Source organism: Calidifontibacillus erzurumensis (assembly GCF_013303125.1).
In the GTDB taxonomy this organism is placed as follows: Bacteria; Bacillota; Bacilli; order Bacillales; family Bacillaceae_J; genus Calidifontibacillus; species Calidifontibacillus erzurumensis.
In genome coordinates this window covers 1-15,703 of the sequence record NZ_JABTTE010000035.1, presented here as the reverse complement: position 1 = coordinate 15,703, position 15,703 = coordinate 1, and the positions used below count along the sequence as shown (strand labels likewise).

The window sequence follows — 15,703 nt, the reverse complement described above, 5'->3', positions numbered from 1 at the left end:
GTTTTGATATTACCTATGAGGAATTGAAACCTGTAAGCGTAATGTTTGTCTGCAAACGGTTTGCAGTTTTGATATTACCTATGAGGAATTGAAACATGTACGGTTGATCTTGCCGCGTACTTTCTCATCCCAGTTTTGATATTACCTATGAGGAATTGAAACTTTTTTAAAATTTCAAATTGAATATTAATCCCCCACTGTTTTGATATTACCTATGAGGAATTGAAACATATCACTAATAAATTCCTGATCCTCATTAGATAGATGTTTTGATATTACCTATGAGGAATTGAAACAGATCATCAATGATATCATCACTACTTTCTAATATGTTTTGATATTACCTATGAGGAATTGAAACTCAACCGATGCGAATGGTAAATCTCGGAAAGTGCTAAGTTTTGATATTACCTATGAGGAATTGAAACTTCCATAAGTATCTACAATATTTTGCAACAAGTCACTGTTTTGATATTACCTATGAGGAATTGAAACGCAAACTGCTTCAATGTATACAAACGAGCATCTTCGTTTTGATATTACCTATGAGGAATTGAAACTAAATGTTCCAAGCAGTGCTTTTTCAGCTATCATTGTTTTGATATTACCTATGAGGAATTGAAACAATATCTCGCGAGGATGCACTATGCTTGCATTTAAACTGGTTTTGATATTACCTATGAGGAATTGAAACCAATTTTGTTGAATAGAGTGTATTTTTGGCGATTTTTGTTTTGATATTACTGTAAACGGGCACATTATTTCGGCAAAAAGCTCCCGTTTTTTATCAAATTAGAACAGATTTTTTCACAAACCCTTTGTGAATATTCACAGTCATTTATGAATATTTATACCGAAAATGGCTTTACATGGAGCCTCTATGGGCATGATTTCAAAGCCAAGAAGCCACCTGTTTCAAGGGTTGGCTTTACCATGCAAGGTTATCATGCCCATCTCTCCATGTAAAGCCGTGCTACAAAGATTATGCAGAAATTACTTCCGATATAATTTGAAAATCACAATCTGAAATAAAGTGGAAATTTACACTAAACAAAGAAAGATTATAAAAAATTAAAAAAACAGTTGCATTTTCGGTAAACGTATTTTATTATATTCACATCTAATCCAATGTGTTTAATCGGAATTGAAACCTAGAAAAAATGCATAAAACCTTTAGCTGCTGATCAGTCAACTGAAGGCGCTTATCTTTATAAAAAAAGATAAGTGCCTTTTTTATTTTGACTGACCTTTTTGGTCAAACTTACATCAAAAGTTGACTGAAATACTCAACAATTGAAAGTGTAAAAAATTCTAGATAGGTAAGACGATTTAATTCAAGCAAAGGAGTACTACCATGAAAGTTTCTAGTAAAGGCGAGTATGCACTGCGAGCGTTGCTTGTGCTTGGAGAACAAAGGGGCAAAGTTGTGTCGATCCAAGAAATATCAAACAAAACACTTGTAACTGTCAATTATTTAGAACAGCTCCTCCTTCAATTAAAAAAGTTGGGATATGTCGTTAGTAAAAGGGGAGTGAAAGGAGGTTACATCCTCCATAAAGATCCGGATGAAATCAATATTGGGGAAGTGATCCGGAATTTAGAAGGTCCGCTTTCCCCGATGTCATGTGCATCCATTACAAAATATGAACCATGTCCCCTTGAAGAGGGATGTCTTTTAAAACCATTATGGTCCCTTGTCAGGGATACGATTGCGTATGTGTTAGAGCAAACAACGTTAGGCGATTTGCTTGAAAACAGAATTTCTTTAGCCAAAGGAGATGATTTCGTTGTCGTTAAACGGAAACCTGGAGCAAAAAATCTATGAAAATATCAAAACGATGCTAGAGAGTATTAAATATGGCAAGATTCAAATTACGGTTCATGATTCACAAATCACTCAAATTGAAAAAGTAGAAAAATACCATTTTCCACTAAGAAAAAAGCAAGCTTACCATAGATAAAACTAAATCAGTCGATGCCGATCGGACATCCGAAGGCTACCGAAATTGTTGGTCTCCCAACAAATTCAAAATGAAACCATGGAATCTTCCCATACATAGGAAGGCAAAAATTTTAAGAAAAATAAAAAGGAGAGTTGAGGAATGAAAAAATTGAAAAAGACATGGTTCCCATTATTTCTAGTATTTCTATTAGGAATAGCCGGCTGCTCGAACGAATCGACTGAACCCGCATCAAGCAATTCTGAAAATGGTGCAGGAACAAAAGAGGCACCAAAAAGTATTGAATTATTAAATGTTTCGTACGATCCAACGAGAGAATTATACGAAGAGTATAATAAAGCATTCCAAGAATATTGGAAAAATAAAACAGGTCAAGAAGTGACTATTAAACAATCCCATGGTGGATCTGGAAAGCAATCACGTTCAGTCATTGATGGTTTAGAAGCGGATGTCGTCACTTTAGCTTTAGCTTACGATATTGATGTGATTGCTGAAGCAGGAAAACTCTCACAAGATTGGCAACAAAAGTTGGCTGATAATAGCTCGCCATATACTTCTACAATTGTGTTTCTTGTACGGAAAGGGAATCCGAAAGGAATTAAAGATTGGGATGACCTAGTCAGAGACGATGTAGAAGTAATTACTCCAAATCCAAAAACATCTGGAGGAGCTAGATGGAATTACTTAGCTGCATGGGGATATGCTCTTCAGCAAAACAATGGAGATGAAGAAAAGGCAAAAGAATTTGTAACGAAACTCTTCAAAAACGTTCCTGTTTTAGACTCAGGAGCCCGCGGATCGACTACCACTTTTGTTGAGAGAGGAATCGGCGATGTTTTAATTGCTTGGGAAAATGAAGCATTTCTTGCTGTAAATGAACTTGGAGAAGACCAATTTGAAATCGTAGTTCCATCTGTAAGCATCCTTGCTGAACCACCTGTTGCTGTTGTCGACCAAGTAGCGGAAAAAAGGGGAACTACAGAAATTGCAACAGCTTATCTTGAGTACTTATATTCAGAAGAAGGTCAAGAAATTGCTGCCAAAAACTATTACCGTCCTAGAAACAAAGAAATAGCTGCGAAATATACAAGTCAATTCCCAGAAATAAATTTGTTTACGATTGATGAAGTATTCGGCGGTTGGAAAAAAGCGCAGGAAACTCACTTTGAAGATGGTGGAGTCTTTGACCAAATTTATAAGCCTTAAAGTCTATTTAAATGATTAATAGAGAAATGTAGATGTTGTTGAATCATAAAAGCTGTTTCATTTTTGACTAAAACGTTAAAGGGCGCTGGATGCTGAAGGCGCCCACTCTCTAATTCGGTTACTGTTTAAAATCACCTTTAAAGTAAAGGGGATCATTGCAAATGTTTACTAAAAAAACGAGAAAAAGAGTCTTGCCAGGGTTTGGGATTTCCATGGGTTACACCATTATTTATCTTAGTTTAATCGTGTTAATCCCTATCGCTGTCCTAGTATTAAAAGCAACAACGATGAGTTTTTCAGACTTTTGGGAGACGATATCCGATGAAAGGGTAATTGCTTCCTTTAAAATTAGTTTTCTGACATCATTTATTGCGGCTATCGTTAATGCAATCTTTGGAACGATGACTGCTTGGGTTCTTGTCAGATACAACTTTTATGGAAAAACTCTCGTCGATGCTATTGTGGATCTTCCTTTTGCCTTACCTACAGCGGTGGCAGGAATCTCTTTAACGGCTATTTATTCTCCCAATGGATGGGTTGGACAATTTTTCGAACCATACGGAATCAAAATTGCTTTTACACAGACAGGAATTATTATTGCACTCATCTTTATAGGTCTTCCATTTGTGGTTAGGTCTGTTCAGCCGGTATTACAAGATCTTGATTCCCAATATGAAGAGGCGGCTTCCACTTTAGGGGCCAACTCTGTACAAATTTTTATTAAGATCATCTTTCCAGCTATTCTCCCTTCCATACTAACTGGCTTTGCTCTTGCATTTGCGAGGGCATTGGGTGAATACGGTTCAGTTGTTTTTATTTCAGGAAATATGCCTATGAAAACCGAAATTGTGCCACTTTTGATTGTTACGAAATTAGAACAATATGACTATGCAGGAGCTGCGGCCATTGCAACTGTGATGCTTTTCTTCTCCTTTCTATTATTGTTTGTCATCAACTATTGGCAATGGAGAACTGCAAAGAAACATCAAATGACCTAGAGGAGTTTGAATGAAATGATTGGGAAAGATACAGCAATATCGTATGAAACGGGAAGAGATCTGATGTATCTATTGAGAAAATGGGTGCTTATTGGAATATCTCTTGCTTTCTTAACCCTATTTATTGTTTTCCCTTTAATCATCGTTTTTTCCGAAGCATTAAAAAAGGGGATGGAACTTTACTTTCAATCTTTAATTGAACCGGATGCATTGGCAGCAATTAAACTTACACTCATGACAGCAGCTATTGTTGTACCGTTAAATACAATATTTGGTATTATTGCTGCTTGGGGAATTGCGAAATTTGATTTTAAAGGGAAAAATTTTTTAATTACCCTTGTAGATATCCCATTTGCTGTTTCCCCAGTCATTGCAGGTCTAGCTTTTGTGCTTCTTTATGGTTCACATGGATTTCTCGGACCATTTCTTGAAGAACATAATATTAAAGTCATTTTTGCTACACCGGGTATAATCCTTGCAACCATTTTTGTCACATTTCCTTTTGTTGTTCGGGAGTTAATCCCTATCATGCAGGAACAAGGGAACGATGAAGAGATTGCTGCAATAACATTAGGTGCAAGTTGGTGGCAAATATTTTTCAAGGTCACCCTACCGAATATAAAATGGGCGCTTCTTTACGGTGTCATTCTTTGTAACGCCCGTTCAATGGGGGAATTTGGGGCTGTATCAGTTGTTTCAGGACATATCAGGGGTGAAACGAATACATTGCCTTTACATGTAGAAATTTTATATAACGAATATCAATTTACTGCCTCATTTGCGGTTGCATCTTTGCTGGCACTATTAGCTATTGTCACTTTATTTATTAAAAAGGTAGTGGAATGGAAATTAAAAGATTCTTAGGTTAGAAACATAACGAGTTTCAGTTCATATTATAGGAATCTACATTTGGACGACTGGAGGAAAGCAATGAGTATCCATGTTGATGGCGTATCTAAAGTTTTTGGGACTTTTTCGGCTGTAAAAAATATTCACTTGAAGATTCCAACCGGTGATTTCGTTGCACTGCTTGGACCTTCCGGCTCTGGGAAAACAACGCTTCTCCGCTTGATTGCAGGACTGGAACATCCGAATACAGGGAAAATTTTGTTTAATGGCGTGGATTTTACGAATAAGACTGTTAAAGATCGGAAAGTGGGTTTTGTGTTTCAGCATTATGCATTATTTAAACATATGACCGTTTTTGACAATATTGCTTTTGGCCTCAATGTGCGGCCGAGGAAACTGCGTCCTTCCAAACAAGAAATTAAGGAGAAGGTGATGGAATTATTGCAGCTCGTAAAGCTGGAGGAAACAGCTAACCGCTATCCATCCCAACTTTCGGGAGGGCAAAAACAAAGGATAGCCTTGGCAAGAGCGCTTGCGGTAGAACCGGAAGTACTCCTTCTGGATGAACCGTTTGGCGCTTTAGACGCAAAAGTCCGCCAAGAGCTTAGACAGTGGCTAAGGGAAATTCATCAAAAACTAAAGATTACCACTATTTTTGTTACCCATGACCAAGAAGAAGCGTTGGAAATGGCAGATACGGTTGTAGTGATGAACCAAGGAAAAATTGAACAAATCGGCTCCCCAAGAGAAGTGTACGAACAGCCGAAGAATGCTTTCGTCTATAGCTTTCTAGGTAGGGTAAATGAGTTCCATAGTCAGCCGATTGTTAATGGTTCTTATACAAACCAAAACAATACGGTGGCATATATTCGGCCAAATGAAGTAGGTCTTAGTAAATCGAATAGTGAAAAAGGAATTGCTGCAAAAGTGACTCATATCCATACGATTGGAGCAGCGGTGCGAATTCAATTAATTAGGCTGGATACAAACGAATTTTTCGAAGCAGAAATGACTGCAGAACAGTACAAAAAACTAGGTGCTGTTGAAAATGGAGAAATCCTTTTTGCTGATTTTAAAAATATCGTTTACTTTGAAGGAAATGAAGGAAGCATCGTTCCGTTTGATAAAGTGAGTAAAATAAAGACTGCTTCCGGATCCTAACCTCTACCCCCCTCTTGAAAAAATATATGGGGCAAGAACGAACCAAAAGTCTTGCCCTTAAAATTTCCCCCTGTAGGAGTGAAGTGGACAAGGTTGTGCACATTGCACCAATGACTTGTCCTTCACTCTTTTTTTTATAGATTAATAAAGATCTAGTTTTTTCCAGTTTTATTTAAAATCAAATGTTGTTGTCTACTATTACTTTTGTGGAGTTTAACCATGAAAAAGTACATCCTTACACTGATTTTTTAGTAAAAGTTCAAGTGCATTCATTTCCTACCCATGAATAGAATCATTTTATGACTAAACTCATGAGAATTCTGTCAATTTCATAAAAATTGCTAATCCCCTGAAAATCGGCTATGATGTTAAATAGTTGAATCCAACACAATACTAAAAGTAATGGTAGGATGGTAAACATGCAAAGAGCACGTATCATATATAATCCGACTGCTGGTAGGGAATTATTTAAAAAGCACATACCGGATGTTTTAATTAGGCTTGAAGAAGCAGGATATGAAACATCTTGTCATGCTACAAAAGGGCATGGTGATGCAACATATGCTGCTAGACTTGCTGCCGAACGTGGATTTGATGTTGTGATTGCTGCAGGGGGAGACGGAACGATCAACGAGGTTGTCAATGGACTAGCAGAGCACGAAGTTCGGCCGAAGCTAGGAATTATTCCAGTCGGAACAACAAATGATTTTGCCCGTGCCATTAAAGCTCATGGTTCCATCGATAAAGCAGTAGATATCATTGTGGAAGGCCATACGAAAAAAATTGACATTGGCAAAATGAATGACCAATACTTTATTAATATTGCCGGCGGTGGCCGTTTAACGGAACTGACTTATGAAGTGCCAAGTAAATTGAAAACAGTGTTAGGACAGCTGGCATATTACATAAAAGGTGTTGAGATGTTGCCGACACTGAAACCGACACCGGTAAGAATAGAGTATGACGGCAAGCTTTTTGAAGGGGAAGTCACGCTCTTTTTAGTTGCAAATACGAATTCTGTCGGAGGTTTTGAGCGTTTGGCACCAAAGGCAGAACTTGATGATGGCATGTTTGATTTTCTAATTTTGAAAAAAGCGAACATGGCCGACATTTTACGAATTGCCACATTAGTTTTAAGAGGCGAACATCTTAATGATGAATTAATCATTTATACAAAAGCTAATCGTATAAAAGTTACGTCAGATGAAAAGGTGCAGCTGAATATAGATGGTGAATATGGCGGGCTATTGCCTGCGGAGTTTGTTAATTTGTATCAACATATAGAAATATTTGTACCAAAAGACTATGCTTAAAGGAAACAGTTCCATTTACTTCAAAATGGAACCTTACATATGGATTTGAACAGAAGGCAAACCTAGTGGGCTTGCCTTTTTCTGCTTTTCTAATGAAAAAAAGTAAAGGTATAATAAGCATTAGGTTGGTTAGAAAGAATCTAAGATATCAACTTGTTAAAATTATGTTCTTTATTCAACGGTAGATTTTAAATTGGTCGAAAAAACAATGGAAATAATGCAATTGAACAATAATTAAAGGAAGATTGAACATGGCAAAACTTGAAACACCTGTTAAAAAGAACGACATCGTTGATGTTGTTTTTGAAGATTTAACATCTGAAGGAGCAGGGGTTGCCAAAGTAGATGGCTACCCAATTTTTGTTCCGAACGGATTACCTGGCGAAGAGGCGCAAATTAAGGTTTTAAAAGTGAAAAAAAGTTATGGTTATGGCAAGATCCTTGAATTTTATACAAAAAGCCCTGACCGTATGGAACCTCCTTGTTCCATTTATAAACAATGCGGTGGCTGCCAATTGCAGCATATGACATATGAAGCACAATTGAAATTTAAACATAAACAAGTGAAAGAAGTTCTAGCAAGAATCGGTAAGCTTGAAGATGTAATCGTTCATCCTGTATTGGGCATGAGCGATCCGTGGAAATATCGGAATAAATCGCAAGTTCCTATTGGTGAAAGGGAAGGCGGACTTGTAGCTGGTTTCTATCAAGAGCGGAGCCATCGAATTATTAATATGGATCATTGTCTCATCCAAGCAGATGAGAATGACCGGGTTATTCAAGGAGTAAAACGAATTGCTGAGAAATATGGCATCAAAGCTTATAATGAAGAAACTCATACGGGTACGCTCCGTCACATTGTTGCACGCTATGGACGAAAAACGAAAGATGTCATGGTTGTTCTGATTACACGAACAGAAGAGTTGCCGAACAGGAAAAAAATTGTTGAGGACATTCACAAAAGCTTTCCGGAAGTAAAGTCGATTATTCAAAATATTAATCCAAAACGAACGAATGTTATTTTTGGTGAGCAAACAAAGGTATTGTGGGGAGACGAATATTTATATGATTTCATTGGCGATATTAAATTTGCCATTTCAGCGCGTTCTTTTTACCAAGTGAATCCGGAACAGACAAAAGTTCTGTATGACAAAGCACTTGAATATGCGAATCTCAGCGGGGAAGAGACAGTCATTGATGCATATTGCGGCATCGGTACAATTTCATTGTTTTTAGCAAAAAAAGCAAAAATGGTGTACGGTGTTGAAATTGTGCCCGAAGCCATTGAAGATGCAAACAGGAATGCAAAGCTAAACGGTACCACTAATGTTGGGTTTGCAGTCGGCAAAGCCGAGGAAGTTATCCCTGCATGGCATGAGCAAGGAATTAATGCTGATGTTATTGTCGTTGATCCACCCCGAAAAGGATGTGACAGCGAATTACTGAATACGATTATTGCCATGAAACCAAAGCGGGTTGTTTACGTTTCATGCAATCCGGCAACACTCGCCCGTGATTTGCAAATTTTAGATGCTGGTGGATTTAAAACAATCGAAGTGCAGCCAGTGGACATGTTTCCTCATACAGCACATGTTGAGGTCTGTGCGCTGATAGAACGGAGCAAATAAGAAACTGTTAGTTTCGAGAATCTGTAGAAGATTCTCGGAATCCCATTTGCCTTAATTTCAAGACTATGAACCAGTTGATAAAGACCTTTTAGATTAAATTGTTGAAGGTAAGTTGGATCTATTGGAATGGTACTAGGGTGTAGAATATTATGAAAAAACAAGAATTGTTTATTGGGCGCAAGGAATTACATCAAATGATGAAATAAAACGTTGGGTTATGGCCGGTCATTTACGTGAAGGTACGTTTACTGTAAGACTTGTATCTATTTATTAGCAACTGTTATGATAAATTAAGTAAGGAATGTAAAAACACGATCCGGTTGGTAGTCCGGATGCATCAATAATTACATTGATGTCAGTAACCTTCCCTTCCTCGGGTTGTCCATCATTCCTGGATTAATATTTTTAGAGGAGGGAATCGTCATGACATTGACGATTTATTATGATGGTCAGTTTTGGATTGGAGTGGTTGAGTTTCACGAGAACGAAAGATTAAAGGCTTATCGGTACGTATTCGGCACAGAACCTAATGATTCAGAAGTGTTAGAATTTGTAAACAATAGGTTACTTGGAATTATTCACAAAAGTAAACAAGTAGGAATTGAGGATAAAAAAAAGCTAAAGAAAAAAATTAATCCCAAACGTCTTCAACGGAAAGTAGCAAAAGAAATACTGAATAGGGGAGTATCAGCAAAGGCACAAGAGGCAATCAAAAAGGAAATAGAGCAACGTAAACTGGAAAGTAAAAAACTTAAAAAAGAGCGTAACGATGCATTTAAACAAAGAAAATGGGAATTAAAAAAACAAAAAGCTAAACAAAAACATAAAGGACGATAAGCTGATTATGACAAAAAGGTTGTTAAAGATATCTTAATCTGTGAACAACTTTTTTGTCATTTTTTTACCTATCTGATTATGTTTACTCGTACCAATTTACTTAGGGATGTTCTGGAAGAATAGGGGTAGGATGAAATAACCTGATGCTGGACGTCTCTCATCTCCCATATATAAATCCACATATTGAAAATAGTTGCAATTGAGTATTTCATAAACCGAAATCGTAAAGGGGTTGTGGTAGGGATCGAAAAGTGCCTGTCCATCATAAATTTGGTTACAGGCACTGCGATATTTAACTATGATGCACATTCACCTTTGGTTTGACAAGAATATTAATATGAAGTGGCTTATTAAGCGCGTTTGACCCCTAGTACTTTGTAAGAGCCATTTAATATCTTTGCTGCGGGTTGTTACAGTCGTAACAACAAATTAAAATCTCCTTCCGGTGAAGGAAGCCTGTTCGACTCCTTATTGATTGGCCGGTCCTTTTGAATATAATGAGCATCCTATGCAAAACGTCTATACATTGTTTTAATAAATAAAAAATTACAGCAATAAATAAGAAAGGATGGCTTTCCGCAATTTAGTGAAAACTAATTTCCTCTTTTTTGATAATATGTTGGTAGGGGTAATTTCTCCAAAATCATTTGTAAAGTAAGGGTAGTCATGATGAAAAATAAAAGAAAAAATATACGAAAGATATTAAGAACCATTTGGATTTTATTTGGACTTTCTTTTACGTTTGTACTAATTTTTTCCTTCCAATCAAAAGGAGTAGATCGGACTTTATTAGAAAGCAGTGATAGTGTCCAGGTTGCAAATGATTCAAATAAGATTGAATTCATACCATTAAAAAACACAAAAGATTCTGCTTTGCTTTTCTATCCGGGTGGATTTGTCGATCCGGAAGCATATGTCCCTATGGCAAGAAAGATTTCAGAGAGCGGGTATAAGGTAATAATTGTAAAGTTGCCATTAAGAACTGCATTTTCAAATTCTCAGAAACAAGAATTGTTTTTCCGGAGTAAGGAATTAATTCTAAATGATGATGAAATAAAACATTGGGTTTTGGCAGGACATTCACGAGGAGGAGCGCTTGCAGCGGAATTTGTAAAAAATGACAGTAAACTAGTAGATAGCTTAATATTGATTGGTACCACTCATCCAAAAGAGTATAATCTATCATATTTAGAAATTGATGTTACTAAAATTTACGCATCTAATGATGGTTTGGCTAGTGAAAAGGAAGTTAAAGAATACGCAAAAAATTTACCTGCCCATATGAATTGGGTAAAAATTGAAGGTGGAAATCATTCGCAATTTGGTTATTACAGCTTCCAAATCGGTGACAATAAAGCGACTATCAGCAGGGATGAACAACAGACTATTTTAGTGGATTCGATTTTACAAGTATTAGAGAGAGTAATAGCTGAATAATATAAAGGTCGGATTCTTCTAAATTAAACATCATGCCCATGTCATATGTGATTATGAAATATTGTGAATTCACAGGCATAAATAAGAACCACCTCTAATAAATGGTAAATATAATATGTCATCATGTAAAAACCATTTAGAAAGAGGTGGAATCATGTATTTTATGAAACCTATTTCTGATGAGATTCTATTATCACAACCCATATTTAAAAAATATAAAAAAACAAAAAAGCTCATTCTAGTTTCTATTTTTTCAAGTATTGCTGCTATTTTACAAGCAGCTGGTGGCATTTTCCCGGGTATTGGATATTTAATTAGTCCGCTTGCAACTGCACCGATTCTATTATGCTCCATGCTTTCTGTTCCGTTTGGATTTATGTCCTATTTTCTTACCATCATGCTTTTATTCATTATACAACCGACTGAACTAATGGTGTTTCCTTTAACAACAGGATTGCTAGGTCTTGGATTAGGAGCCTCTTTTTCCTTTTTTAGGAAAAGGATAAGTATTATTGCAACTGGTGCAGCTTTATTAATGGCAGGAATTATGTGTTTACTATTTATCTTTCACTTTCCCATTTTAGGTCCAACTGTCCCAGATTCCTTCTCGTTTCTTACAACCGGAAGTATCTCATTATTTGTTTTTGTTTATAGCTGGTTATGGGTTGAATTGGGATTATATATTTTTAAAAGATTAAAAATCATTGTTTAAAAATTCTCTAATGGAACGATTTCAAAAACAGTGCCTTGATGAAAATCAGTCACTTTAGAGGAGCCGTATACTCCTAAAAATAATCTAGTTTGATCAAGATTTGTTCCCAAGCTAACAAAATAAGCTGATTGAGGTCCAAAATCATAATTTGTTTCAATTACCCAAAAATCATTTTGTCTCCCATCTGGTCTTAAATACGTATAAGCTAAAGCCCCTCTAACATGAGGTGCGGATTCTTTCTGTGCAAAATCAGTAAATACGACGCTTCCCATTAAGCCGGGAATTTTCCCCATATACGCTTGCACGCTGGTTAGTGCAGTTCCTGAAAACTTATTAGGTCTTGGGTCTTCATGAAAATAACTAGTTAAAGGCTGAAGCCTCTTCCCAGAGAGTGCTATTGCTTCATTGTAAAAAGCAATTGTTTTCTGATTCAATGATGAATTTGCTGCACATTTTCTCATGAATGAAGTAGGAAAGGCCCCTTCCCAGCCTCGCCAACCAAAGTTAATAAGTCCTCTCGGGTTAGCTTTAGGTTTTGTTAGATAATTTTGTACAAGCTGCGTAACTGGGATCGGTCTATATTGAATAAATGCAAAAATTGATTCAACCAAATCCTGTCCGACATTTCCTGCATATTTAACAAACTGATTTTGAATTCTTTGAAAGGATGGGGAGGACATATTGCGCACCCCTTTAGCGATTACAGTGAGCGTTTCTTGGATTGTTGTTGGAAGTTCATTAAAACGAGTGACAATGGGTGGCGGATTGATGCCTATATTTTTACTAATATCCATTTCAATGATTTTTCCGGAAATTTCGAGATTATCTTGGCTTAAATTAAAAGGATCAAAGGCTGAACCTCCATCTCCGGTTGTTATAACGAGTCTCCCGGTTTCCGGTGAAAAGGTTAAACTATTATAACCATTATGATTCATAAATGGTCTTCTCAACCTCAGTAATGTCCGACGCATTTGCGGTTGACCATTGGATGGTAAAATCCATTCTTCGATCGTATCGATATGATCATATTGAGTTTCTCTATTGATCCACTTTAAGTTTAAAGTATCAGGATTGCATGGGTCAGGTTCAAATGGTTCGGGCAATGCACCGGGGCCTTGTGTTCCTGCAACTGAATAATGGAGATAAAAAAGACCGTTTGAATAAAAATGAGGATGAAACGCAAGTCCCAATAGTCCTCGTTCGTCATAACCGCCGAACCCGCCTAATTTTAGAACCCGGTGGCGAATATCTAAAAAAGTTCGTAAACCTTCGTTTCCGAGGAAGAAAATCTCGCCTACCTGGGTTGCAATAAATAATCTTTCAACGGAATCACCTGGGAGTATAGCCGTTTTAATGACAGTAGGTAAATTCAAATTCCTTACAATCGGCCGTAAACCAACCTTAACTTTTACCAAGGGTCTATGCACCTCTTCCTAGTGTTTTTTAAAAAGGATATGGGGAGATTTGTTTGATTAGTACTAAATTGGCAATAGGTGTATAGGAGATTTTTTCGATTGTCACCTTTTATGAGTGCGTATGGCAGCTTGTATTAAAATAAGGCTGTTTTCGTATAGATTGTGGCTTTCTTGAACCATACCGAAAAAAGGTTAATATTATGCGTTTAAGGAGGCTTTTTCTATGTGGAAAGACGTGTATGAAGATTTCATTCAGCGAATTAAAAAATCAGAGCAGCACTATTTGAAGCAGCATTGAAACAAGATTTGTTTCCAGAAGAACGAGATAAAATCTCGAAACTTCTAAAAACTTTTTATGAAACAAGATTTTCTTTGGGGTTAGGTTGTGTGCATTGTGGTAGTCAATAGTTAAACGTAACGGTAAATATAGCAGTCGCCAACGCTATTTGTGTAAAGATTGCGGTTAATCCTTAAATGATATGACGAATACACCATCCTCAAAAGTAGATGAAAAATAGATTGGACTTATGGCAGAAAGACTAATAAACTTCAAATACATATTTTGACTGTCTTTTATTGGAGGCAATTAGCATTTGATAAACGTGCAGAACAAATAACTTATTCCAGTATACTGTTGAAACACTAAGTAGTGCATAAAAAAAGACCTCACTGAATAGAAGTGGTGAATTCAGAATTTATTCTATCAAAGTCTTATGTCGTCAATTTCGAATCTTACATTTTACCTTCTTTAATCCATCTCCAAATGCGATAACTTCCAAATAGAGAAACTAATAAAAGTAATAACATCATAAAAACCCAAATTGATAGTCTATTAATTTCCTCCAATTCTTTTGCATTGACTAATACAAAGGATGTAAAACCAATAAACATTAAGTAACAGAACACATTTGGAATAATCCATACAAGCCTTAACTTATTATTTTTCAATTAGACACCCCCTTAATAAAGTTATTATAAGTAATAGTTTCACTTCGTTTTATTTCTATCATTAATTATATTGCAATGATACTTAAAAACGACAATCTTTTAGAAAAAAGACTAAAACAAAAAATGAGGCAAGATTGCTAGCTTCTCTTGCCTCTGGTTAAAAAAGTTTGTCATCCACATTTTTTCGATTCGAAAAATGAAGGAGGAAGAATAAGGTTTACTGAATACATTCCTTTTTCTACTAAGATGCCCTTATTAAGCCTGTTTTTTGTTATAACCCTGTTCTCCATATGGTTGCAACTTTTCCAACCATTTTTCTTCAAGGGCAAGCAATGCCTCTTTTTCATTAAAATAAGGATCATCATCCTTTTTCTTCAATTTTTCTAGTATTTCAAACGTGAAGGCATCTTTTCCGTATTGGTTCCATTCCTTTTGCAGCTCTTTATTCATTGTAAAGGCATTTGTTTCAAGCATGAACTTAATTCCATTTAGAGTTTTTAAGTTTAAAGTACTGCCAACCAAAATTTTATTGTTTATTGTATTCCTAATCTGATAAATCCCTGCTTCAACAGGTGTTTCCTTGAATTGTTGTTTAAGTTCTTTTTTACGATCCATGTTTTTCACCCGCTATATTCATTCTATTTGTTTTTCCAATAACTGCTTCCATCAGGTGTACGGTTTAAAAATCCGTAATCCACTAAATATCTCCTTATTAATACATAATCCTCAAAGATGTCTTTTAATATTTGATTTAATTCTCTTTCATCATAAAAGTAATCAGATTTTAAATGGTTTGAAATTTTTCTAAGGATAACGATTCTTTGTTTCTCTTTTGCGGGAAAATTCTTCAATACACCATCAGAGAAGTATCTCTTAACCATTTGCTCCTCTTCTTCTTGAGTAATGTTATATCTTTCATCAACCATGGTGGCAGTTTTATGGACGGGTACAAAAGCTGGTGCATGTTTATCTTTTTCTTTTAGCAGTTCCATCAAAGCTAAAAATATCTTTGCCTGACGTTCTTTTTCTTTTAATGCAAATCGATGATGGCGAATTGTAGAGGCACTTCCAATACCCAGCTCTTTTTGAATTTCTTTATCACTTTTTCCTTGATAAAAAAGGGATAATAGCTTTTTCTGATGTTCAGTAAGGCCGGTTAACTTTTTGTCCATTGCAAGTAAATATTCAAATACAGAGTGATGGGCACTTTCAATATGAATACGCATATACCTTTCGGC

General features: G+C 36.1%; 15 protein-coding genes, 1 pseudogene and 1 CRISPR repeat array. Of the genes and pseudogenes, 12 read left to right on the top strand and 4 right to left on the bottom strand.

The annotated features are described in order from the left end of the window. Positions 1-694: a CRISPR direct-repeat array (repeat unit 30 nt; unit sequence GTTTTGATATTACCTATGAGGAATTGAAAC). 660 nt (positions 695-1,354) lie between these two features. The 11 genes from HR057_RS16215 to HR057_RS16165 all read left to right on the top strand — a co-directional run bounded on the left by HR057_RS16215 (position 1,355) and on the right by HR057_RS16165 (position 12,102). After that, positions 1,355-1,825: an RrF2 family transcriptional regulator gene (locus HR057_RS16215; protein WP_173732489.1), complete on the top strand. Its 471-nt coding sequence runs from the start codon at positions 1,355-1,357 to the stop codon at positions 1,823-1,825. Then, complete coding sequence (locus HR057_RS16210; protein WP_268990214.1) at positions 1,779-1,961, top strand: YezD family protein; 183 nt, start codon at positions 1,779-1,781, stop codon at positions 1,959-1,961. Before HR057_RS16215 ends, HR057_RS16210 begins: the two co-directional genes overlap by 47 nt. Positions 1,962-2,102: 141 nt before the next feature. Beyond that, entirely contained in the window at positions 2,103-3,167 is a 1,065-nt protein-coding gene (locus tag HR057_RS16205) for a sulfate ABC transporter substrate-binding protein (RefSeq protein WP_173732487.1), read from the top strand. Positions 3,168-3,328: 161 nt separating this feature from the next. Then, a complete protein-coding gene (gene cysT, locus HR057_RS16200; RefSeq protein WP_173732486.1) occupies positions 3,329-4,165 on the top strand; it encodes a sulfate ABC transporter permease subunit CysT in 837 nt (278 codons plus the stop codon). Between the two features lie 63 nt (positions 4,166-4,228). Beyond that, positions 4,229-5,029 (top strand): sulfate ABC transporter permease subunit CysW, encoded by an 801-nt coding sequence (gene cysW / locus HR057_RS16195; RefSeq protein ID WP_407926133.1) that lies wholly within the window; start codon positions 4,229-4,231, stop codon positions 5,027-5,029. 66 nt (positions 5,030-5,095) lie between these two features. Further along, complete coding sequence (locus tag HR057_RS16190; RefSeq protein WP_173732484.1) at positions 5,096-6,175, top strand: sulfate/molybdate ABC transporter ATP-binding protein; 1,080 nt, start codon at positions 5,096-5,098, stop codon at positions 6,173-6,175. A gap of 419 nt (positions 6,176-6,594) precedes the next feature. Continuing rightward, positions 6,595-7,488 (top strand): diacylglycerol kinase, encoded by an 894-nt coding sequence (locus tag HR057_RS16185; RefSeq protein WP_173732483.1) that lies wholly within the window; start codon positions 6,595-6,597, stop codon positions 7,486-7,488. Between the two features lie 251 nt (positions 7,489-7,739). Continuing rightward, the gene (rlmD, locus tag HR057_RS16180; protein WP_173732482.1) at positions 7,740-9,116 is read left to right on the top strand and encodes a 23S rRNA (uracil(1939)-C(5))-methyltransferase RlmD; all 1,377 of its coding nucleotides are present in this window, start codon (positions 7,740-7,742) and stop codon (positions 9,114-9,116) included. A 423-nt stretch (positions 9,117-9,539) separates the two neighbouring features. Further along, positions 9,540-9,953 (top strand): YjdF family protein, encoded by a 414-nt coding sequence (locus HR057_RS16175; protein WP_173732481.1) that lies wholly within the window; start codon positions 9,540-9,542, stop codon positions 9,951-9,953. A gap of 669 nt (positions 9,954-10,622) precedes the next feature. Next, positions 10,623-11,390, top strand: a complete 768-nt coding sequence (locus HR057_RS16170; RefSeq protein ID WP_173732480.1) for an alpha/beta hydrolase — start codon at positions 10,623-10,625, stop codon at positions 11,388-11,390. Between the two features lie 154 nt (positions 11,391-11,544). Next, positions 11,545-12,102, top strand: a complete 558-nt coding sequence (locus HR057_RS16165) for a hypothetical protein (RefSeq protein ID WP_173732479.1) — start codon at positions 11,545-11,547, stop codon at positions 12,100-12,102. On the opposite strand, the gene HR057_RS16160 is transcribed toward HR057_RS16165, so the two are convergent. Then, positions 12,099-13,517: a PQQ-dependent sugar dehydrogenase gene (locus HR057_RS16160; protein WP_173732478.1), complete on the bottom strand. Its 1,419-nt coding sequence runs from the start codon at positions 13,515-13,517 to the stop codon at positions 12,099-12,101. The genes HR057_RS16165 and HR057_RS16160 overlap by 4 nt on opposite strands. Positions 13,518-13,740: 223 nt before the next feature. On the opposite strand from HR057_RS16160, the pseudogene HR057_RS16155 reads away from it, so the two are divergent. Next, a pseudogene (locus tag HR057_RS16155) lies at positions 13,741-13,981 on the top strand (transposase); the annotation flags it as partial. Between the two features lie 268 nt (positions 13,982-14,249). Here HR057_RS16155 and HR057_RS16150 read toward each other — a convergent pair. The 3 genes from HR057_RS16150 to HR057_RS16140 form a co-directional block, all read right to left on the bottom strand. Next, entirely contained in the window at positions 14,250-14,465 is a 216-nt protein-coding gene (locus tag HR057_RS16150; RefSeq protein ID WP_173732477.1) for a hypothetical protein, read from the bottom strand. Positions 14,466-14,720: 255 nt separating this feature from the next. Next, positions 14,721-15,080, bottom strand: a complete 360-nt coding sequence (locus tag HR057_RS16145; protein WP_173732476.1) for a GIY-YIG nuclease family protein — start codon at positions 15,078-15,080, stop codon at positions 14,721-14,723. A gap of 23 nt (positions 15,081-15,103) precedes the next feature. Beyond that, a partial coding sequence (locus HR057_RS16140) for a DUF2087 domain-containing protein (RefSeq protein WP_173732475.1) occupies positions 15,104-15,703 on the bottom strand: 600 nt, incomplete at its 5' end.